This window comes from Nocardia sp. NPDC050408 (assembly GCF_044458905.1).
Classification (GTDB): domain Bacteria; phylum Actinomycetota; class Actinomycetes; order Mycobacteriales; family Mycobacteriaceae; genus Nocardia.
The window spans coordinates 504,722-523,105 of record NZ_JBITIL010000005.1 but is presented as its reverse complement, the minus strand read 5'-3'; the positions used below and the strand labels follow the sequence as shown (position 1 = coordinate 523,105).

The 18,384-nt window shown below is 65.2% G+C and carries 19 protein-coding genes and 1 riboswitch; of the genes, 9 read left to right on the top strand and 10 right to left on the bottom strand.

Going from position 1 to position 18,384, the window contains the following annotated elements; genetic code table 11:
- Window positions 1-22: 22 nt before the first annotated feature.
- Together ACIBJI_RS18790 and ACIBJI_RS18785 are read right to left on the bottom strand one after the other, a co-directional pair.
- Complete coding sequence (locus ACIBJI_RS18790; protein WP_397085018.1) at window positions 23-1,228, bottom strand: lipid-transfer protein; 1,206 nt, start codon at window positions 1,226-1,228, stop codon at window positions 23-25.
- 586 nt (window positions 1,229-1,814) lie between these two features.
- The gene (locus ACIBJI_RS18785) at window positions 1,815-2,462 is read right to left on the bottom strand and encodes a helix-turn-helix domain-containing protein (RefSeq protein WP_364346397.1); all 648 of its coding nucleotides are present in this window, start codon (window positions 2,460-2,462) and stop codon (window positions 1,815-1,817) included.
- Window positions 2,463-2,587: 125 nt separating this feature from the next.
- Here ACIBJI_RS18785 and ACIBJI_RS18780 point away from each other — a divergent pair, with 125 nt between their 5' ends.
- Window positions 2,588-3,484 carry a LysR family transcriptional regulator gene (locus ACIBJI_RS18780; RefSeq protein WP_396957498.1) on the top strand — a complete coding sequence of 299 codons (897 nt, stop codon included), beginning with the start codon at window positions 2,588-2,590 and terminating at the stop codon, window positions 3,482-3,484.
- 121 nt (window positions 3,485-3,605) lie between these two features.
- Here the strand turns inward: ACIBJI_RS18780 and ACIBJI_RS18775 are convergent, their stop codons facing one another.
- Both ACIBJI_RS18775 and ACIBJI_RS18770 read right to left on the bottom strand, forming a co-directional pair.
- Window positions 3,606-4,154 carry a TIGR03086 family metal-binding protein gene (locus ACIBJI_RS18775; protein WP_397085016.1) on the bottom strand — a complete coding sequence of 183 codons (549 nt, stop codon included), beginning with the start codon at window positions 4,152-4,154 and terminating at the stop codon, window positions 3,606-3,608.
- A gap of 165 nt (window positions 4,155-4,319) precedes the next feature.
- Entirely contained in the window at window positions 4,320-5,081 is a 762-nt protein-coding gene (locus ACIBJI_RS18770; RefSeq protein ID WP_397085014.1) for an alpha/beta fold hydrolase, read from the bottom strand.
- A gap of 94 nt (window positions 5,082-5,175) precedes the next feature.
- Here ACIBJI_RS18770 and ACIBJI_RS18765 point away from each other — a divergent pair, with 94 nt between their 5' ends.
- The 3 genes from ACIBJI_RS18765 to ACIBJI_RS18755 are packed head-to-tail and all read left to right on the top strand — an operon-like array spanning window position 5,176 to window position 7,448.
- Entirely contained in the window at window positions 5,176-5,766 is a 591-nt protein-coding gene (locus tag ACIBJI_RS18765; RefSeq protein ID WP_364346387.1) for a TetR/AcrR family transcriptional regulator, read from the top strand.
- A gap of 58 nt (window positions 5,767-5,824) precedes the next feature.
- On the top strand, window positions 5,825-6,976 hold the full coding sequence (locus ACIBJI_RS18760) for an epoxide hydrolase family protein (RefSeq protein WP_397085012.1): 1,152 nt from the start codon (window positions 5,825-5,827) through the stop codon (window positions 6,974-6,976).
- A gap of 58 nt (window positions 6,977-7,034) precedes the next feature.
- The gene (locus tag ACIBJI_RS18755) at window positions 7,035-7,448 is read left to right on the top strand and encodes a nitroreductase family deazaflavin-dependent oxidoreductase (RefSeq protein ID WP_364346383.1); all 414 of its coding nucleotides are present in this window, start codon (window positions 7,035-7,037) and stop codon (window positions 7,446-7,448) included.
- Here ACIBJI_RS18755 and ACIBJI_RS18750 read toward each other — a convergent pair.
- The 3 genes from ACIBJI_RS18750 to ACIBJI_RS18740 form a co-directional block, all read right to left on the bottom strand.
- Entirely contained in the window at window positions 7,445-8,584 is a 1,140-nt protein-coding gene (locus ACIBJI_RS18750) for an MFS transporter (RefSeq protein WP_396957618.1), read from the bottom strand. The two genes, ACIBJI_RS18755 and ACIBJI_RS18750, sit on opposite strands and share 4 nt — an antisense overlap.
- 399 nt (window positions 8,585-8,983) lie before the next feature.
- Window positions 8,984-10,201: an NADP-dependent isocitrate dehydrogenase gene (locus ACIBJI_RS18745; protein WP_364346381.1), complete on the bottom strand. Its 1,218-nt coding sequence runs from the start codon at window positions 10,199-10,201 to the stop codon at window positions 8,984-8,986.
- A 289-nt stretch (window positions 10,202-10,490) separates the two neighbouring features.
- On the bottom strand, window positions 10,491-11,984 hold the full coding sequence (locus tag ACIBJI_RS18740; RefSeq protein WP_397085010.1) for an MFS transporter: 1,494 nt from the start codon (window positions 11,982-11,984) through the stop codon (window positions 10,491-10,493).
- Between the two features lie 132 nt (window positions 11,985-12,116).
- Here ACIBJI_RS18740 and ACIBJI_RS18735 point away from each other — a divergent pair, with 132 nt between their 5' ends.
- The 3 genes from ACIBJI_RS18735 to ACIBJI_RS18725 all read left to right on the top strand — a co-directional run bounded on the left by ACIBJI_RS18735 (window position 12,117) and on the right by ACIBJI_RS18725 (window position 14,558).
- On the top strand, window positions 12,117-12,860 hold the full coding sequence (locus tag ACIBJI_RS18735; RefSeq protein ID WP_364346377.1) for a TetR family transcriptional regulator: 744 nt from the start codon (window positions 12,117-12,119) through the stop codon (window positions 12,858-12,860).
- 43 nt (window positions 12,861-12,903) lie between these two features.
- Window positions 12,904-13,014, top strand: a riboswitch (SAM riboswitch).
- 264 nt (window positions 13,015-13,278) lie between these two features.
- Entirely contained in the window at window positions 13,279-13,410 is a 132-nt protein-coding gene (locus tag ACIBJI_RS18730) for a hypothetical protein (protein WP_364346375.1), read from the top strand.
- A complete protein-coding gene (locus ACIBJI_RS18725; protein ID WP_364346373.1) occupies window positions 13,407-14,558 on the top strand; it encodes a homoserine O-acetyltransferase in 1,152 nt (383 codons plus the stop codon). The genes ACIBJI_RS18730 and ACIBJI_RS18725 overlap by 4 nt, the downstream gene beginning before the upstream one ends.
- 287 nt (window positions 14,559-14,845) lie before the next feature.
- Here ACIBJI_RS18725 and ACIBJI_RS18720 read toward each other — a convergent pair whose 3' ends face one another.
- Complete coding sequence (locus ACIBJI_RS18720) at window positions 14,846-15,430, bottom strand: helix-turn-helix domain-containing protein (protein ID WP_364346371.1); 585 nt, start codon at window positions 15,428-15,430, stop codon at window positions 14,846-14,848.
- A 110-nt stretch (window positions 15,431-15,540) separates the two neighbouring features.
- Here ACIBJI_RS18720 and ACIBJI_RS18715 point away from each other — a divergent pair, with 110 nt between their 5' ends.
- Window positions 15,541-16,449, top strand: a complete 909-nt coding sequence (locus ACIBJI_RS18715) for an SDR family oxidoreductase (protein WP_364346369.1) — start codon at window positions 15,541-15,543, stop codon at window positions 16,447-16,449.
- Here the strand turns inward: ACIBJI_RS18715 and ACIBJI_RS18710 are convergent.
- Entirely contained in the window at window positions 16,436-16,987 is a 552-nt protein-coding gene (locus ACIBJI_RS18710) for a carboxymuconolactone decarboxylase family protein (protein WP_364346367.1), read from the bottom strand. The genes ACIBJI_RS18715 and ACIBJI_RS18710 overlap by 14 nt on opposite strands.
- Before the next feature lie 276 nt (window positions 16,988-17,263).
- Between ACIBJI_RS18710 and ACIBJI_RS18705 the strand changes: the two genes are divergently transcribed.
- A complete protein-coding gene (locus tag ACIBJI_RS18705) occupies window positions 17,264-17,509 on the top strand; it encodes a DUF3017 domain-containing protein (protein WP_084508289.1) in 246 nt (81 codons plus the stop codon).
- A 126-nt stretch (window positions 17,510-17,635) separates the two neighbouring features.
- Here the strand turns inward: ACIBJI_RS18705 and ACIBJI_RS18700 are convergent, their stop codons facing one another.
- Window positions 17,636-18,199, bottom strand: a complete 564-nt coding sequence (locus tag ACIBJI_RS18700) for a hypothetical protein (RefSeq protein WP_364346365.1) — start codon at window positions 18,197-18,199, stop codon at window positions 17,636-17,638.
- Window positions 18,200-18,384 lie beyond the last annotated feature (185 nt).

Sequence of the window (18,384 nt, the reverse complement as noted above, 5' to 3'; positions counted from 1 at the left end):
AGGCTTTCGCGAAGCAGAGCGGTCAGCGATCGGCCCGCTGGTAGGCCGTGACGACAGCGGCGCCGCCGAGGCCGATATTGTGCTGCAACGCGGCGGTGACGTTGTCGACCTGGCGCTTGTCCGCGGTCCCGCGCAGCTGCCAGGTGAGTTCGGAGCATTGCGCCAAACCTGTTGCACCCAAGGGATGCCCCTTGGAGATCAGTCCGCCGGAGGGGTTCACCACCCACTTGCCGCCGTAGGTGGTCTGGTTGTCGTCGATGAGCTTTCCGGCCTCGCCTTCGCCACAGAGCCCGAGGGCCTCATAGAGCAGCAGTTCGTTGGCGGAGAAGCAGTCGTGCAGCTCGATGACCTGAAAGTCCTCCGGACCGAGGCCGGCCTGCTGGTACACCTGTTGCGCGGCTTGGACATTCATGTCGTAGCCGATGAGGTTCTTAGCGGTGTTGTCGAAGGTGGAGGCGAAGTCGGTGGTCATCGCCTGGCCGACGATCTCCACCGCCTGCGCCGCGAGGTCGTGCGAATTCACGAATTCCTCGCTGGCCAGCACGACCGCACCCGAACCATCCGAGGTCGGCGAACATTGCAGCTTGGTGAGCGGGTCGTAGATCATCCGCGAGGCCAGGATGTCATCGAGCGAATACGCGTCCTGGAACTGCGAATACGGGTTGTTCACCGAATGCTTGTGATTCTTGTAGCCGATCTTCGCGAAATGCTCCGCGGTGGTGCCGTATTGCTTCATATGCTCGCGCCCGGCCGCGCCGAACATCCACGGCGCCACCGGGAAAAGCACCTCGGAGATCTCCGCGAGCGCCATGACGTGCTTGGCCATCGGCTGTTCGCGATCGTCCCAGGTTGAACCGAGCGAGCCCGGCTGCATCTTCTCGAAACCCAATGCCAGCGTGCAATCGGCCAGACCGCCCCGAATCGCCTGTGCCGCAAGATAAAGTGCCGTGGATCCGGTCGAGCAGTTGTTATTGACGTTGACCACCGGAATGCCGGTCATCCCCAGTTCGTAGACCGCGCGCTGCCCGGAGGTGGATTCGCCGTAGACATAACCGACGTAAGCCTGCTCGACTTCGCGATAGTCGATCCCGGCATCGGCGAGCGCCTTGGTCCCCGATTCCCGCGCCATATCCGGGTAGTCCCACGCGCTGCCGTCCTCGTTCTTACGGCGGCCCGGCTTTTCGAACTTCGTCATGCCGACGCCAACGACGTAGACCTTGTTCGCCATCGAACTCCTCACGTAGTACCTGACCCGGGGTGACCATGCGCCGTAGACGACAGCCCACATTGATCGATAGCGTCCGGATCGAACAGAAACAAACATACAGAGCTGTATGTAAATCTGCAAGGGCACAAGGAATTCCATACCGCGAAATACGAGAACTACCAGCTCAGGGCGATCGGGAGCGCCATGCCGCGGGTAGCGCGCATCGCGCCATCCACCAAGGGCAACGGCAAGCCTTCCGGCGTGCTGGGGCATGAAGCGCAGATAGTTGACGCGCTCGGCGATCTACGCCATAGGTGACGGGCGGACGCCGCAGCCAGCAGCGCGCCGGACATTCGGACGCCGGAACCAAGCAGATGATCAACGCCGGATGCCGCTCGCCCGCCCCTACTGCGCGCACCCTTCGGTGCGATCACGCACGAAATGGAGTTCGAGCGGCCGGACATGATCGCCTCGGCGGCGCCCGGACCCGGAGGGCCGGAACCAGGTACATCACTGAGGCTCTCAACCAACAAGCAGGGGCGCACGTATTGCCGCCAACACTGAGATGTCGGCAGGCAGCCGGGTCGAAAAGCCCGATGGCCGTTAGCTATTCGGCGGCACCCAGCATCGGACGCGCGGCCAGTGCGGCGCTCGCGATCTCTCGCAGATGCACCGACGCCCGCCGCCAACGCCGGTGTGCCCGTTCCGAATCCGGATCGATAAAGTTGGAGACCAAAATTCCGCGCAGCGCATCCATTGCGGTGTAGACGAAATCGCGAGCTTCCTTGCGCCGCATCTCATCCGGGACGAATCGAGCGACCGCCATCAGCACGGCATTATTGACGAACGGCTCGACCTTCTCCATGGCCGAGGCGAGAACCGGATCAGTCCGACCCGCCACCCACAGCTCAGCGGTGGCGATGAACAGTGGCCCCTGATGTAGCTCCCAGAGGAAGTCCAAGGCCGCCCCGACCGGATCGCCGCCGCCCTGAACCTTGGACATCTCCCGCATCGCGGTCTCCGCACGCAACTGCGCCAGATGACTGATCGCAGCGACCACCAGATCGGTCTTGGACCCGAAATGGTGCACCTGGGCCCCACGGGTGACCCCGGCCAGCTCGGCGACCCGCGGCGTCGTCGTCCCCGCATACCCGTATTCGACCAGGCAGTCGATGGTGGCATCGAGCAATCGCGTGCGCATCTCACTACTGCGCTGCTCCTGCGTGCGGCGCTTGGGCGCTTCGGACCTGGTCATTCCGGCGATTCTACACTTACATACAGATCTGTATGTTCATCGCCAGACTTCGAACGCTAACCTTAGCAGCGCGTTCTGTCGAAAAATGGTCTGATTGGCTGGCGTAACCAATCAGGAGCACCACGATGGAACTGAGAGATATCGAAATCTTTCTGGCGCTGGCCGAGGAGTTGCACTTCGGGCGGACCGCGGAACGGATGTATCTTTCCCAAGCTCGGATCAGCCAGTCGATCAAGAATCAGGAACGACGTATCGGTGGACGTCTCATCGACCGCGGCAACCCGCGCAATATCCAGCTCACCGCACTGGGCAAGCAGTTGCTCAGCGACTTGCGCCCGGCATACCACGAGCTGACGCAAGCGATCCAGAACGCACGCTCGACCGCACAGGGGGCGGCCCGGATTCTTCGCATCGCCATGATCGGCTTCAATTCGTATGACTACCGGCCATTTTGGGAGCTTTTCCGTACTCGGCACCCGCAGTGGGAACTACAGATCCGCAATATCGAGTTCATCGAACAATTCGACCCGTTGCGACGTGGCGAGGCCGACGTGGTCATCGCATGGTTACCGGTCGAGGAACCCGATCTGACTGTCGGGCCGATCATCTCCACCGAACCCATGGTGGCGATGATGGGCGACGACCACGAGCTTGCCGACGAAAAGCATTTATCCCTGGAGGTTTTCGGCGATCGCGGGGTACTCGCTCCGAGCAAGCCGATGCCCGACTACTGGGAGGACGCCATCAGCCCCTTCTATACACCCCGGGGCCGTCCCATCGAACGCGTTTGCACCGTCTCGACGGTGGAAGACATCCTGACGGTCGCCAGCACCCGCAGCGCCTTCACCATGGGCATGAGCCATGTCGCCCGTTACTACAACCGCCCTGGTATTCGCTACGTGCCGATCAGCGATTCACATCTGGTCCGGTGGGCGCTGGTCTGGCGCAGCGGCGGTGAAACCCAGCAGATTCGCGCGCTGGCGAGCGTTGTTCGTGAGCTGGGGCCACTGGAGCAGAACTGACGCCGCGGTCGGACGCGTCCGAGCTGATGGCGGCGCGCCGAAGACAGTCGGTGACGCGACGAAGGCAGACGGCATGGCAAAGGCCCGCCGCAACGATGCCACGGGCCACGGGCCACGGGCCTCAGGCTCGGCCAACGTAGGCGAGCAGCCGACGGTGCGCGGGAGCATCGCAGGGCGCCTCAACCTCCGGACCGAACATCCCTGGTACGCGGAAGTTTTCGATGCCCATCTCATGCATGATCGCCAGCATCTCCGCACACAGCTGCTCGTCGACCAAGTCGTCCTGTCCGGTGGCGACCGCCAGATCGACACCATGCACGACGAGTTCGGTCAGGTGGATCACCGCCGCCATCGGGCCGGGCACCTCGCCGAAGCCGAGACGCACCTTCTGCTCGAGTGCGTCGGGGCGATGCCAGGCCGCGCGGTCGAGCACGGCCGCCTCGGCGTAGGCGCCCTGCGGGTCGGTGTCGAGCCAGTCGTCGTGGTGGTCGCGAACCGGGGTCAGGCCCTGTAGTTGAGCGGCAAAGATATTCATGCCGCCCACCAAGTGATTGAGCAGTTCGCGCAGATCCCATTCCCGACACGGCGTGGATACGTTCATCTGTTGCGCGGCAATGCCTTTGACGATGTCACCGGTCATATCGATGGCGCGGTCGATGCGGTTGATCATGTTGATCTCCTGAAAGTCTCGAGCAGTTGGGGAAGGGTTACGCCCGGTCGAAGGTGTCGTCGAGCCAGTCGTAAATGCGAGCGAATGCGAAACGCTGCGCGCCGGACTGGCAGTGGGCGTCGGCACCCTCTTCGACGGTGAATTCGAGCAGCGTCTTCGGGCAGGTCAGATGCCGTCGACGGCGATCAGGGCGGCCACCCGCTGATCGAAGGCGGCGGCGCGCGGCGCGAGGACACCGCCCATGCTGACCCCGAACAGGGCGATCCGGTCGGCATCCACCTCGGGCCGGGCAGCGACATAGTCGAGCACGGGCCCGACCACGTTCTCCCAGTCCGGACGGAAGGCCAGACCCTGGTGGTGCCTGGTGCCCGGCTGGCCCGGACCATCGAAGCTGAGCACGTGGTAGCCGCGCTCGACGGCCGCGACCGCGCCGAAGCGGTGCATTTCCTCGACCGTGCCGTCGAATCCGTTGTGCATCACCACCGTTGGACGCGGCTCACCCGAGTCGTCGGCGTGATAGAAGTACCCGGGCAGCGCGGTGTCCTCGTAGGGAATCAGCACGGGCTCGATCACCTGGTCCGCGAGTTCGGCTGCGGTGCGGAAGCATTCGACCGAGGCGTCGTAGGCGTGCCGGATACGCGGGTCGGCGGCATTGCCGTGCAGGAAGAATTCCGCGGCGCGGTAGTAGTTCGACGCACGCAGGAAGCCGTCGCGGGCGCTCACCCGATGTGCCGTGCGCGCCGCACCCGCCACCCGATCGGCGGTGGCCAGCCACTCGTCGTACCAACTGTCGTAATCGTCGGGGACGATCCGCTGGGCGGTGACCGCGACTTCGCCGAAATCGGCTCCGCCATAAGCGATGTGACCGAAGATGCGCAGGGTCTCGTACCAGAACGAGTGGTTATCGGGAAAGAAGATCGGTTCCATTGCCAGCTCCTAAACGCAGTTCGTTGCGGCGTTAAGCACACGATAGCGGCCGCCCGCACACAAACGCAAGTCTCGACTGCTTTAAGATGGGGGCATGGATGAACAAGCCCGCGCCCGCCGTCCCGGAGGCCGCAGCGCCCGCGTGCGCGCGGCGGTACACCAGGCGGTCACCGAACTGGTCGCCGAACGCGGCTACGGCAACTTCACCGTCGCCGATGTCGCGGCGCGCGCCGGCGTCGCCGATACCAGCATCTACCGGCGCTGGGGCAATCTCGAGGCGCTGGCCATGGAGGTGACCGTCGATCGGCTCGGCACCGAGTCGGCGATACCGAATACCGGTTCGCTCGAGGGCGATCTGCGCGCCTACGCCGCCAAGGCAGCGCGCGATGTCAGCGGACCCGACGGATTGGCGCTGCTGCGCACGATTCTCGCGCTGCTCGACACCGGCACGGCGGGCGAACAGACGCGCGACCGCTTCCTCAGCGAACGCGCGAACCAGGTCCAGGCCATGCTGGATCGAGCCACCGCCCGCGGCGAACAGACACCCGATGTGCTGGAGGTGGTCGACATCATCCTGGCCCCGCTCTACACCCGCACCCTGTTCGGCACCGGCCCGCTCACCGACGATTACGTCGATACGCTGGTCGACCGGCTATTGCGCGCGGCGGCCGATAAGCGAAAGTAATCGAATGACAGTCGGATTCGGCGTTGTTCCGGCCGTCCGACTCTCGCAGGCTGAGTCGGTGTCCGAGATCAAGCCCTTCCGAATCGCGATCCCGCAGGCCGACCTGGACGACCTGGCATACCGCCTGACGCACACCCGGTACGTCGCGGAACTGCCCGCTCGGGAGATCGCGGGCCGGGTGTACCCGGGCGTGCCGGTGCGGCCCGGCTGGGAGTACGGCGTTCCGCTGTCATTCGTCCGCCCGCTGCACGAATATTGGCGCGACAGTTTCGACTGGCGCGCACAAGAGCGGCGGCTCAATGCATTTCCGCAATACACGACCGAAATCGACGGGCAAACTATTCATTTCGTGCACGTCACTTCGCCGGAGCCCGACGCGATGCCGCTGCTACTCGCGCACGGTTGGCCGAGTTCGTTCACCGAATTCCTCGGCCTGGTAGGCGAATTGACCGATCCACGTGCACACGGCGGCGATCCGAGCGACGCCTTCCACGTGGTGATCCCGTCCTACCCCGGCTTCGCCTTCTCGGGACCGACCCACACCGCCGGTTGGCGCCCGACACGCATGGCGGCGGCATTCGACGAGCTGATGAACCGCCTCGGCTACGACCTCTACGGTGTGCACGGCAACGACTGCGGCGCCATCGTGGCACCCGAGCTGGGCCGACTCGCCCCGGACCGAGTCGTCGGCGTGCACGTGACCCAGCTCTATTCCTTTCCCAGGCGCGAGCCCGGCGAGCTGGACGGACTCAGCGAATACGAGCTCATCCTGGTGTACTTCGGGCAGAAATTCCGCGCGCACGCCGTCCACAATGCCGCCCAGCAAGCGCAGCCGCAGACCCTCGGCCACGCACTATCGGATTCCCCGGTCGGCCAACTCGCCTGGAGCGGCCAGGCGCTGGTGAACGCGATGAGCACCGACGAATTGCTCACCAATGTGGCGATCTACTGGTTCACCAATACCTCGGCGCCCGCGGCCCGGTTCTACTTCGAACACCATCGCTCGACCGAGGCGACGAAGCCCACCAGCGTGCCGATCGGGCTGGCCTCCTTCGGTTTCGACTTCAAACCGCCACGCAAATTCGCCGAACGCGACCATCGCAACCTCGTGCAATGGCACGAATACGACCGCGGCGGACACTGGGCCGCACACGAAACCCCCGACCTGTTACTCGCCGACCTGCGCGGATTCTTCAAAAAGGTGATCTGAGCGGACCATCCATCGGCGACGATTACCTCGACCCGATCTCTCGATCCGAGGAGTGCAGATGGCCAACGATTGGAACCAGAACATCATCGCGGAGTTCCGTGCGAATGCGGGCAAGGTCGGCGGCCCGTTCGAGGGCAAAGATCTGCTGCTGCTCACTACGACCGGCGCGAAGACCGGACTGCCGCGCACGAATCCCGCGGCCTACATCCGCGACGGCGACCGTCTGGTGATCATCGCGTCCAAAGCGGGCGCACCCGATAACCCGGACTGGTATCACAATCTGCGGGCGAATCCGAAGGTCACGCTGGAGATCGGCACCGAGACCGTCGAGGCGACGGCCACCCCGATCACCGAAGGCCCGGAACGCGATCGGCTCTACGCGGCCATGGTGGAGGTTATGCCGGGCTTCGCCGAATACGAGACCAAGACGGATCGGGTGATTCCGGTCGTCGCGCTGGAACCCAGCACCTAAGCCACTGAGCGGCGAGCGGTCCATACGGTCACCGTGAACAGCAGAACGCCGAGCACGGCCAGACCCGCGCCGAGGGCAGCGGGCGCGGTGTAGCCGAGATCTGCCGCGATGACGAGCCCGCCCAGCCACGCGCCCGCCGCGTTGGCGATATTGAGGGCCGCGTGATTGAGCGCCGCGGCGAGGGTCTGGGCGTCGGCGGCGACATCCATCAGCCGGGTCTGCAGACCGGGCGCGAGCGCCGCACCCGATGCGCCGATCAAGAAGGCGCCGATGGCGGCCGTGTACGGATTGTGCGCGGCGGCAACGAATACCGCCAGGATGACGACCATGGCGATCATCGAAGCGTAGATCGCCCGGTCGACGCCGCGATCGGCCAGAATGCCGCCGACGATATTTCCCGCGACCATCCCGAGCCCGAAGAGCATGAGCACGAACGGCACCAGACCGAGCCGCAGACCGGCCACGTCGGTCAGCGTGGTGGTGATATAGGTGTAGACGGCGAACATGCCGCCGAAGCCGATCGCGCCGACCAGCAGGGTCAGCAGCACCTGCGGGCGACGCAGTGCGCCGAGTTCGGTCATCGGGTTGGTGATCCGGATACCGTGCAGTTCCGGCACGAATCGGATCAGGGCCGCGACGGTGGCGACACCGATCACCGCAACCACCACGAAGGCATCGCGCCAGCCGAGATGCTGGCCCAGCCAGGTCGCGCCGGGAACGCCGACAACGTTGGCGGCGCTCAATCCCAGCATAACCGCGGCAATCGCCTTGGCGCGCTGCCCCACTGGCGCCAACGTGGCAGCGGCCAGCGAGGCGACACCGAAGTAAGCGCCGTGCGGCAGGCCCGAAACGAACCGTGCGATGACCAGAGTTTCGAATGTGGGCGCGATAACCGTCGCAGCATTTCCGATGGTGAACGCCACCATCAGGGCGACCAGCAGACGTTTGCGCGGCACCCGCGCGGCCAGTGCGGCGATCAGCGGAGCGCCGACGACAACGCCGAGCGCATAGGCCGATACCGCATGACCTGCCGTCGGCTCGGATACGCGCATGGCACTCGCGATATCGGGCAGCAAACCCATGGTGACGAATTCGGTTGTGCCGATTCCGAATCCACCGAGGGCCAGCGCCAGCATCGCCGGAATATGCCAGTCCGTGCGCTCGGCATCGGCGGGTACTGGGGTCTGCGTGGCAACGGTACCGGTCACGTATTCATGTAACCGCCCGGCGATACCTTCTGCTTCCCGGGCAGGCGTGAGTTCCCCCACGTCAGCGTCAGGAAATCGACTGCGCCGCCCGCATACCGCCCATTCCGGGCACCGCCCGAGCAAACGCGCGTCGATTCCCGCTCCAGCTATCGCGATCCGACCACTTCGCATGGATGCCCGGACCTGCGCAACGCCGACGACGGGTACGACAGTCACACATGGGTCGCGAAACAGTGCGGGCACCCGTACCACCGGTGTGGTGCGGGTGCCCGTATGTCGCGCCCGGCGCTGGCTTTCGTACCCAGCGCCGGGTATTCGGTCAACCTGTCAGCGCAGGGCGCGGGCCAGGTTGGCGTCGAGCGCACCGAGGAACTCCTCGGTGGTCAGATAGCCCTGATCGCCGCCGACGAGCAGCGCCAGGTCCTTGGTCATCTGGCCGCCCTCGACGGTCTTGATGACGACATCCTCGAGTGTCTGCGCGAAGCCGATCACCTCGGGGGTGTTGTCCAGCTTGCCGCGGTGCTCGAGGCCTCGGGTCCAGGCGAAGATCGACGCGATCGGGTTGGTCGAAGTCGGCTTGCCCTGCTGGTGCTGGCGGTAGTGCCGGGTGACGGTGCCGTGCGCGGCCTCGGCCTCACAGGTCCGGCCGTCCGGGGTGAGCAGCACCGAGGTCATCAGGCCGAGCGAGCCGAAGCCCTGGGCCACGGTGTCGGACTGCACGTCGCCGTCGTAGTTCTTGCACGCCCAGACGTAGCCGCCCTCCCACTTCATGGAGGAGGCGACCATATCGTCGATCAGGCGGTGCTCGTAGGTGAGGCCCGCCGCGTCGAACTGGGTCTTGAACTCGGCTTCGAACACCTCCTGGAAGGTGTCCTTGAACATGCCGTCGTAGGCCTTGAGGATGGTGTTCTTGGTCGACATGTAGACCGGGTAGTTCTGCTGCAGGCCGTAGTTGAACGAAGCCCGCGCGAAGTCCTCGATGGACTTCTTGAAGTTGTACATACCCATCACGACGCCGCCGTCCTCGGGCATCTTCACGACCTCGTGCACGATCGGCTCGCTGCCGTCGTCGGGGGTGAAGGTGAGGGTGACGGTGCCGCCCTGGAACACCTTGAAGTCGGTGGCGCGGTACTGATCGCCGAACGCGTGACGGCCGATGATGATGGGCTTGGTCCAGCCGGGGACCAGACGCGGCACATTCGAGATGATGATCGGCGCGCGGAAGATTGTTCCGCCGAGGATGTTGCGGATGGTGCCGTTGGGCGAGCGCCACATCTTCTTCAGGCCGAATTCCTCGACCCTGGCCTCATCCGGGGTGATCGTGGCGCACTTGACGCCGACACCGTGCTCTTTGATCGCATTCGCGGCGTCGATCGTGACCTGGTCGTCTGTCTTGTCCCGATATTCGATGCCGAGGTCGTAATACTCGAGGTTCAGATCGAGATACGGGTGGATCAGCTTGTCCTTGATGAACTGCCAGATGATCCGGGTCATCTCGTCGCCGTCCAGTTCGACGACGGTGCCTTCAACCTTGATCTTGGACATGGATCTTCGTGTCCTCCTAGGATGGTGCCCTTATTGCACGGCCAGGCGAACACGCTTGTGAGCGGACCCCAGCTGTTCCAACAGACAACGTATATGTCCCGCGTTGTCGGCGAGACATGTGGTGCAAACAAGACAAGCGTACTGCTGCCATTGACCTCACCGCGCGGGCAGCCCCCTATGTGAAGCCGCCCGAAATAGTTACCGACAAGTAGGTCGGCGGTGCCGACACTCTGCCGAAATAGCGATGTCCGGGCATCCCCACGGATACCCGGACATCGCTATTTCAGGATCAGACCGCGACCGGAATCTGTACGTCTTCCTCGGATCCCTCGATCAGATTTTCCGGCTTGTCCCGAATCATCAACGCGATCACCGGAATTGCCGCGAGGAAGAATCCGGCGCCGACATAGAACGCCACGTCGTAGCTGTGGATCGACGCGCGGGCCATCAGGTTGTCGACCGTCGGATTGTTCTGCGCGAAGGTCTTGGCCGTCTGCACCGAGATGGTGGTGAGCAGTGCGGTGCCCACCGCGCCGCCGACCTGCTGTGCCGCATTCAACAGCGCGCTGGCCACACCGGAGTCCTCCTGCTCGACCTGATGCAGCGCGACGGTCTGCATCCCGACGAACAGCGGGCCCATACCGAGCGCGATCAGCACCTGCGCCGGCAGCACGCTGGCCGCGTAGCTGTCGCCGTAGCTCAGCTGCGCCAGCCACACCAGACCGAGCACGCCGAGCACAGCGCCGGCCACCATCAGCGGGCGCGGCCCCAGCTTCGGCAGCAGCGCGCTGGTGACACCGGCCGAGATCGCGATGCCAGCCGGGAACGGCAGGAAGGCGAAACCGGCCTTCAGCGACGAGTAACCGAGCGTGATCTGGAAGTAGTAGCTCAGGAACAGGAACATCGCGAACATCGCGATCGGGATCAGCAGCGCGGCCAGGAAGGCGCCACCGCGGTTGATCTCACCCGGAATATGCAACGGCAGCAGCGGATTCGACGAGCGACGCTCGATGGCGACGAAGGCGATCAGCAGGGCGACGCCGATGACCAGCAGCCCGAGGGTGCTGCCGGCCAGCCAGCCGTCCTCGGCGGCGCGGCTGAATCCGTACACGATGGCGATCAGGCCGAGCGTCACGGTGACCGCGCCGGGCACGTCATAGCCGCCGGTGCGCGGAGTCGGCACATCCTTCACCACGAATGCCAGCGCACCGAGCAGCGCGAGCAGGGCGATCGGGGTGTTCACCAGCAGGCACCAGCGCCACGAGGCGTATTCGGTCAGCGCGCCTCCGGCGATCAGGCCGAGTGCGGCACCACCCGCGGAAATACCGGCGAAGACGCCGAACGCGGTCGCGCGCTCCTTGGCCTCGGTGAAGGTCACCGAGAGCAGTGACAGCGCCGCGGGCGCGAGCAGCGCCGCGAACGCACCCTGCAGTGCTCGTCCGGCGAACAGCTCCGCGCCGTTCTGCGCCAGACCCGCCACCGCGGATGCCCCGGCGAAGCCGACCAGGCCGACGATGAAGATCCGACGCCGCCCCAGGTAGTCGGCCATCCGCCCGCCGAGTAGCAACAGGCCGCCGAAGATCAGCGTGTAGGCGGTCAGCATCCACTGCCGATTGCCGTCGCTGATGTCGAGATCCTGCTGGGCGAAGGGCAGCGAAATGGTCACGATGGTGGCGTCGAGAACCACCATGAGCTGGGCCAATGCGATCACCCCCAGGGCCCACCAGCGCGCCGAACTCGTTGGTTTCTCCAGAACTTCTACCGCTGTCGCAGTCTCGCTCACCTTGGTCTCCTAGTCCGAAGTTCGTGCAGCCATCCTGTCATCGACAGACATTTGTCGTCAAGAGAAAAATGTCGCACTACGACATTTGGCCGTTAAGGACACGAACCGGCCCGATTGCGCTAACATGAGGCCATGCTCGAGTCATCGACGCCGATCGGCGCGAGCGCCACAGCCGAGGACGCTGTGCGCGCCCCAGCGAACCCAGGGCCCAGTGCGCCCGGCGGTCTGGGGTTGCGCGAGCGCAAGAAGCAGCAGACCCGGTTGCGCATCATCGAGGTGGCGCTCGACCTGTGCGACGCCCAGGGATTCGACGCGACGACGGTCGAACAGATCGCGGACCGCGCGGATGTGTCCCCGCGCACGATCAACCGGTATTTCGACAGCAAAGAGGCCATCATCCTCGGGCCGGTCAAGGACTTCGGACTCGCGATCGCCGAGTGCCTGCGCGGACTCCCGGTCACCGGCAATGAGCTGCAATCGCTGCGCGAGGCCTTCCTGCTGGTCGTCGACCAGGCCGCGGTGAATACCGAGGGACCGCTGTCGTTCCGGCGCTTCCAGCAGATGCAGCGGATTCTGCGCAGCAGTCCGACGGTCAGTGCGCAGAGCATGGAACTGGCCGACGATAAGAACGCCGCGATCGCCGACGTGATCGCCGAGCGACTCGGCACCCAGCCCGATGCGCTGCCGGTGCGGCTGGTCGTCGGCGCCTGGCAGCTGATCGGCCACCTCAGCATGGAATGCCAGAACTCGATCCTCGACGAGGAGGACACCGCTGCGGCCGCCGCGGACGCCCGCACCGGATTCACCACATCGTTCGATGAGTTCATACGCGTGTGCACCGGGCAGCCTGCGACCGAACCGGCGGAAACCCGGTAAGGGATTTCAGTCGCCGACCGCCCGCCGGTTACCATGTCCGTCAGGTCATGAGTGCCAGCGCGAAGCCCCGGCTTGCTGGACGGCAACCCTCCAGCAGCGGTGGGGTGCTCCGGGTGATGACCGGGCTCTCGATGGTCGAGGGCAAGCGCGCACTTCAGGAGGTTTTTCCGATGAGTTGTTGTCCGTCACCCGCACTCCGATAAGACCTGCCGGCGAACAACCCTTTGGAGCACGACATGAGTGACCCCATCGCGTCCGCGGCCGATCGGTTCGTCGCGAGCGCGCAGAGCACCGGCGCACGCACCCAGCCGATCTACCGGACCGCGGCCCGGTTGAGCCGGGTAGTTAACATCGGGGACGTGCGTTCTCTCGTGATTCACCCAGCGTCGGCGACGCGCAGTTTCACGGGGACGACGTCATGAGCGAACGAATCGGCGATACCGCGATCGCGACGGAGCCGGACGTCGGCGAGGCGGACGTGAGCGAGCGAACCGTCGATGCAGCACCCTCGGTCGCGACGGAGCCGAGCGCTGGCGAGGCGGAGTCGTGACCGTGACAGATCCCAGTACCACGCGTTCGTCCGTGGTGGCCCTGCCGCCGCCGGACGGAAGCCTCGGCATCATTGCCATCGGGGATGTGCGTCTCGAAAGCGGCGCGGTCATCCCGGACGTTCATCTGGCCGTGCAGCGCTGGGGCGAGCTCTCTCCCGCATTGGACAATGTGGTGCTCGTCGAGCACGCGCTGACCGGCGATTCGCATGTGGTCGGGGTACCCGACGATATCCATCCGCTGCCCGGCTGGTGGGACGGCATGGTCGGGCCAGGCGCCCCGGTGGATACCGACGAATGGTGCGTCATCGCGACGAACGTGCTCGGCGGCTGCATGGGCAGCACCGGTCCCTCGACGCTGGCGCCGGACGGAAAGCCTTGGGGTTCAAGGTTTCCGGAGATCTCGATCCGTGATCAGGTGACCGCGGAAGCGGCACTGCTCGATCTGCTCGGCATCGAACGCCTGGCCGCCGTCGTAGGCGGTTCGATGGGCGGTATGCGGGTGCTGGAGTGGATGGCCGGCGCGCCGGAGCGGGTCGTTTCCGCACTGGTACTCGCCGTCGGCGCACGCGCCACCGCCGACCAGATCGGTACGCAGACAACGCAAATCGCCGCCATCAAGGCCGATCCCGACTGGCAGGGCGGCGATTACCACGACACCGATCGCGCCCCGGTGACCGGCATGGGCATCGCCCGACGCATCGCACACCTGACCTACCGCACCGAGGGCGAACTCGATCACCGCTTCGAGAACAACGCGCAGGACGACGAGGATCCACGCGACGGCGGACGCTACGCGGTGCAGAGCTACCTGGACCACCAGGCCGAAAAGCTTTGCAGCCGTTTCGATCCCGCCACCTACGTGCTACTGACCGAGGCGATGAACCGACACGATATCGGCCGCGGGCGCGGCGGTATCGCGGCCGCCCTCGCCGCCACCCCGGTACCGTGCGTGGTCGGCGGTGTCGACTCGGATCGCCTGTACCCGTTGCGAACTCAACAGGAATTGGCCGACGGCTTGCCGGGCTGCGAGGGTCTGGAGATCGTGCACTCCCGCGACGGTCACGACGGCTTCCTCACCGAAGCCGCGGCGGTATCGAAATTGCTGACCGAAACAATGCGATTGGCACGAGTGGGTCGCACCAGCTGAAAGTCCGCTGCCTACCAGGCCACCTGTGTCGCAGACGATCACTCGGCTTGTTCAGCGCGCTCCTCGCGGAGCAACTCTTCCGACTTGCCCGCGAGATCGGGCTCGGCGTGCATCATGCCCGCAAACGAGAGGTGCCGACGCCGCTCGGCCCTTGGGCTCGGTGATCGGGTCTCGCCGAGGGTGTCGGGTGACAACCAATTGCAACGCGACGGCCTGCAGCGCCTGCGCTTGGTCCGGCGTAAGCCGATCGATCGGGCGATGTAGGTCTTCGTAGGCGTGCGCTGCGGTCATGGCGTCGATGGCAGTGGTCCTCCGGTCACGAGTTTCAACTCATCCAAGGCCGCGCGAATGTGTTGCGACAGAGTGCGCTTGCCGCTGCCCTCGACCCAGCTCTCGAAGGCGATCTTGAATACGGCGACCCCGGCTTCGGCGGCCAAACTCGCGGCCGGATCGGTTACGCCGCGCTCGCGTAGCGCCTCGGCCAGCGCGGCAGCCAGTGTTGCCAGCTTGATCAGCTCGCGCTCCTGAAGTTCGGCATTGGCCGCAATAACGGCTTGCCGTTGCCAGGCGAACTCGCGGCGCTGCTCGAAAAACGTATCGGCGACCTCGGTGAGCGCCGTGGCGATCGCCTCGATCGGCGGCATGGCAGCGGGCGCGTCGCGCACCCCGCGCACGAGGGCCGCTTGGAGCGCGCTCGCCCCCGCGAACAGGACTTCGCGCTTATCGGCGAAATGCCGGAAGAACGTTCGCTCGGTGAGCCCCGCACGCTTGGTGATCTCCGCGACGGTCGTGCTCTCGAACCCGTTCTCGCGGTACAGCTCCAGAGCCGATTTTTCGAGGCGACCGCGCGCATCAGGCTCCCATCGACTCATGTGCAGATCCTATCTGATGACAGTGGCTGTCATCACGTGTACGTTGATGTCAGTCACTGACATCACTGCCTTCGCGCTGGCGAGGACATCAAGAGACTTGGAGTACTTCCGTGCGGATTTTCATTACCGGAGCATCGGGACATATCGGCTCTGCGGTCATCCCCGAACTTCTCGCCGCCGGACATGAGGTCGTCGGCCTGGCCCGGTCGAATGAAGCCGCCGCCACGGTGGCAGCAGCCGGTGCCGACGTGCACCGAGGAGATCTCGACGATCTCGACAACCTGCGCGCAGCCGCCGCAGCAGCCGACGGCGTCATCCACCTGGCCTTCAAACACGACGCCATGCAGACCGGCGACTTCGCCGGAGCGATCGCGGCCGATCTGCGTGCCATCGAGACGATCGGCGATGCGCTCGCGGGCAGCGGCAAACCCTTCGTGAGCACATCGGGCACGCTCATGCTCGCGTTCGCCGGGCTGGGCAGGGTGGGAACCGAAGCCGACGCGCTCGATGCGGGACCGCGGGTCGACGCCGAGAAAACGGTAGTCGCGCTCGCGGACCGCGGTGTCCGATCGTCGGTCATCCGGCTCCCACCGACCGTGCACAGCTCACTCGACCATCACGGCTTCGTGCCGACCTTGATAGCCACCGCCCGCGAAAAGGGCCTCGCCGCCTACGTCGGCGACGGAAACAACCGCTGGCCCGCCGGACACACCCTCGATGCCGCGCACCTGTACCGATTGGCGCTGGAGACGGCCCCTGCTGGGGCGCGGTTACATGCGGTCGATGACGAAGGCGTGCCCTTCCGTGAGATCGCCGAAGCAATCGGTCGCCATCTGGATCTGCCGGTGATCAGCATCCCGCAGGAGCGTGCGGATGCGCACTTCGGTTACCTCGGTCCCTTTGTCGCGCTGGACAATCCGACCTCGAGCGCGCGCACCCGGGAACTTCTCACCTGGAAGCCGACACATCCCGGCCTCATCGAGGATCTCGGCCAAGGCCACTACTTCAACGCTCTTTAGCGACCAGCTCCGGGATGGCGCACGCCATGCCCTCCGCCATCCCGGTTGGGCGCACGCCGAGCCCCTGGTTATGGCGGGCACGCTGGTTTTCCCAGGCGATGGTGGCCGTTAGTTCGGCGAACTGCCCTTTGGACAGGTGGTTCAGCAATTCAGTGCGCAGATCCGCGAGTTCGACGGCCGGTGTGGCGGTCATGGCCTCAGCGAAGGAGATGACAAGTTTTTCCAGGTCGCTGTAGACGTCGCTGGTGCGATAGCGCGGCAGGTCGCGCAGTTGTTGCTCGGTGAGTCCGCTCGAGTGCGCCAGTGCCGAGCCGATATCCAGGCAGAACTCGCAGTTCACAAGTCCGGCCGTCTTCAGTTCGGCCAGCTCCTTGAGCTTGGGATCCAGTCTGTTGCTGAACAGCAGCGCTGTTTCGTACCCGAGCGTGCCGAAAAGGAGCTGTGGTCGGCGGGCGAGCCAGCCGAACAGGTCGGATCGGTTCCGCTTCGCCTGCCGCATCGCTTGCACGTAGTGCCGAATCCGGGAAAGCGCTCGCATTGTCCGTGCCCCCTTGTGCCGGATGGATCTCTTCTCGCTGAAACTACGCCTGGTAGTAGTCGGAGGCAATGCCTGATCGAGTGTCGCGAAACCTGTTGCGGAGCAGTAGCCCTGCCTCGAGGCCCGGCAATCGGGTGCGCGGCTGCGTCGCACTGGTGTGAGCGGCCGCATGCCGTCTGCAAGAATCGGGGCGTGACCGACGTTGACTCGTCTGCCGCTGAACGGCAGTCCGACCGGACCAGCCCGGGTGCGCAGTTCCTGCGCTGCCACCTGCCCATGCTGGTCGTGACGGCGGTCATCCTGCTCGCGGTCGTCTTCGTGGCCTGGGACCGCTGGCGTCGCGGCGCGCTGTTCTTCGGCGGTGCGGCCCTGCTCGCGGCCACCTTCCGGCTCTGCCTGCCGACGGCTCGGGTCGGACTGCTCGCGGTGCGCAGCAAGCCGTTCGACGTCGCCGCGCTGAGCCTGCTCGGCACTGCCATCGTGTTCATTGCCGCCACGATCAACACCCTCGGCGTCGGCTGATACCGCGACGATTACCCCACGACACGACACGAGACAAACCCCGCCCGACCGCACACGAAAGCGGTCCCGGCAACCGACGTTACCGGGACCGCTTTCACCTGCCACTTGACAGAACAGGCCTACATATCAGTTGTGGCAGGTGTCCCGGTCGTTGTAGAGCATCAGCTGGGTGACCCTGGCATCGGCGGGCATATCCCGGTAGATGCCGAGGAACCCGTAGCGCGCGGGTTGATCGGGGACCGCGGCCGAACTCCAGTTGTAACCGATCTCGAGCGTGGGATAGGCGGCGCGCACTTCGTCGACCGTGGAGCCGACCGCAATGCCCTCGGGCGTACGGACGGGAAGTTTGCCGGGCATGATCGCGACTATTTCGCCCTTGTTGGTGAAACCCTGCCAACCGGCTCGTGCGGTATAGCGGCCGCAGCCGGGCGGATCGTTGGTGTCATCGAAGGCCGCGATTTCGCTGGTGGCCTCGGCCTCGCTTCGGCTCATCCCGAGCCGTAGCTTGCCGAAGCCGAGCGGGCCGAGCACGGTCGGTGCCGATGGCACCGTGGTCGTCGACGCCGCTTCCCGAGTGGTCTCGGTCGGCTCATCAGAGCACGCCGTTGCGCCGGTGAACACCGCACTGAGCAGCGCGAATGCCAGTACGGCACGGTGAATACGCATGGTCTTACCCCCGATGTCGTCCATGAACCGGAATGCCCGCCGAACCGAGACGGGTGCGATGTCGGCCCAGTCTGCACAGCGGCGACTGCCCGAGTCAAGGCGGCATCCATCGGCCGAGGTACACCTTATGCGTCACCACTTCGGCCGCGATGCCCGCTGAGGCGCAACAACTTTCGGTGCGGCGGCTTCCGATCGAGCGTGGCGGAATG

Coding starts and splice junctions, on each gene's coding strand:
- ACIBJI_RS18770 (WP_397085014.1), bottom strand. CDS start 5,081: ATGGAACCGATCTTCTTTCCCGATAACCACTCGTTCTGGTACGAGACC.
- ACIBJI_RS18720 (WP_364346371.1), bottom strand. CDS start 15,430: ATGAGTCGATGGGAGCCTGATGCGCGCGGTCGCCTCGAAAAATCGGCT.
- ACIBJI_RS18780 (WP_396957498.1), top strand. CDS start 2,588: ATGGAACTGAGAGATATCGAAATCTTTCTGGCGCTGGCCGAGGAGTTG.
- ACIBJI_RS18785 (WP_364346397.1), bottom strand. CDS start 2,462: ATGACCAGGTCCGAAGCGCCCAAGCGCCGCACGCAGGAGCAGCGCAGT.
- ACIBJI_RS18700 (WP_364346365.1), bottom strand. CDS start 18,199: ATGGACGACATCGGGGGTAAGACCATGCGTATTCACCGTGCCGTACTG.
- ACIBJI_RS18710 (WP_364346367.1), bottom strand. CDS start 16,987: ATGCGAGCGCTTTCCCGGATTCGGCACTACGTGCAAGCGATGCGGCAG.
- ACIBJI_RS18705 (WP_084508289.1), top strand. CDS start 17,264: ATGCTGGTCGTGACGGCGGTCATCCTGCTCGCGGTCGTCTTCGTGGCC.
- ACIBJI_RS18765 (WP_364346387.1), top strand. CDS start 5,176: ATGGATGAACAAGCCCGCGCCCGCCGTCCCGGAGGCCGCAGCGCCCGC.
- ACIBJI_RS18735 (WP_364346377.1), top strand. CDS start 12,117: ATGCTCGAGTCATCGACGCCGATCGGCGCGAGCGCCACAGCCGAGGAC.
- ACIBJI_RS18790 (WP_397085018.1), bottom strand. CDS start 1,228: ATGGCGAACAAGGTCTACGTCGTTGGCGTCGGCATGACGAAGTTCGAA.
- ACIBJI_RS18755 (WP_364346383.1), top strand. CDS start 7,035: ATGGCCAACGATTGGAACCAGAACATCATCGCGGAGTTCCGTGCGAAT.
- ACIBJI_RS18750 (WP_396957618.1), bottom strand. CDS start 8,584: ATGCTGGCGCTGGCCCTCGGTGGATTCGGAATCGGCACAACCGAATTC.
- ACIBJI_RS18775 (WP_397085016.1), bottom strand. CDS start 4,154: ATGATCAACCGCATCGACCGCGCCATCGATATGACCGGTGACATCGTC.
- ACIBJI_RS18730 (WP_364346375.1), top strand. CDS start 13,279: ATGAGCGAACGAATCGGCGATACCGCGATCGCGACGGAGCCGGACGTC.
- ACIBJI_RS18745 (WP_364346381.1), bottom strand. CDS start 10,201: ATGTCCAAGATCAAGGTTGAAGGCACCGTCGTCGAACTGGACGGCGAC.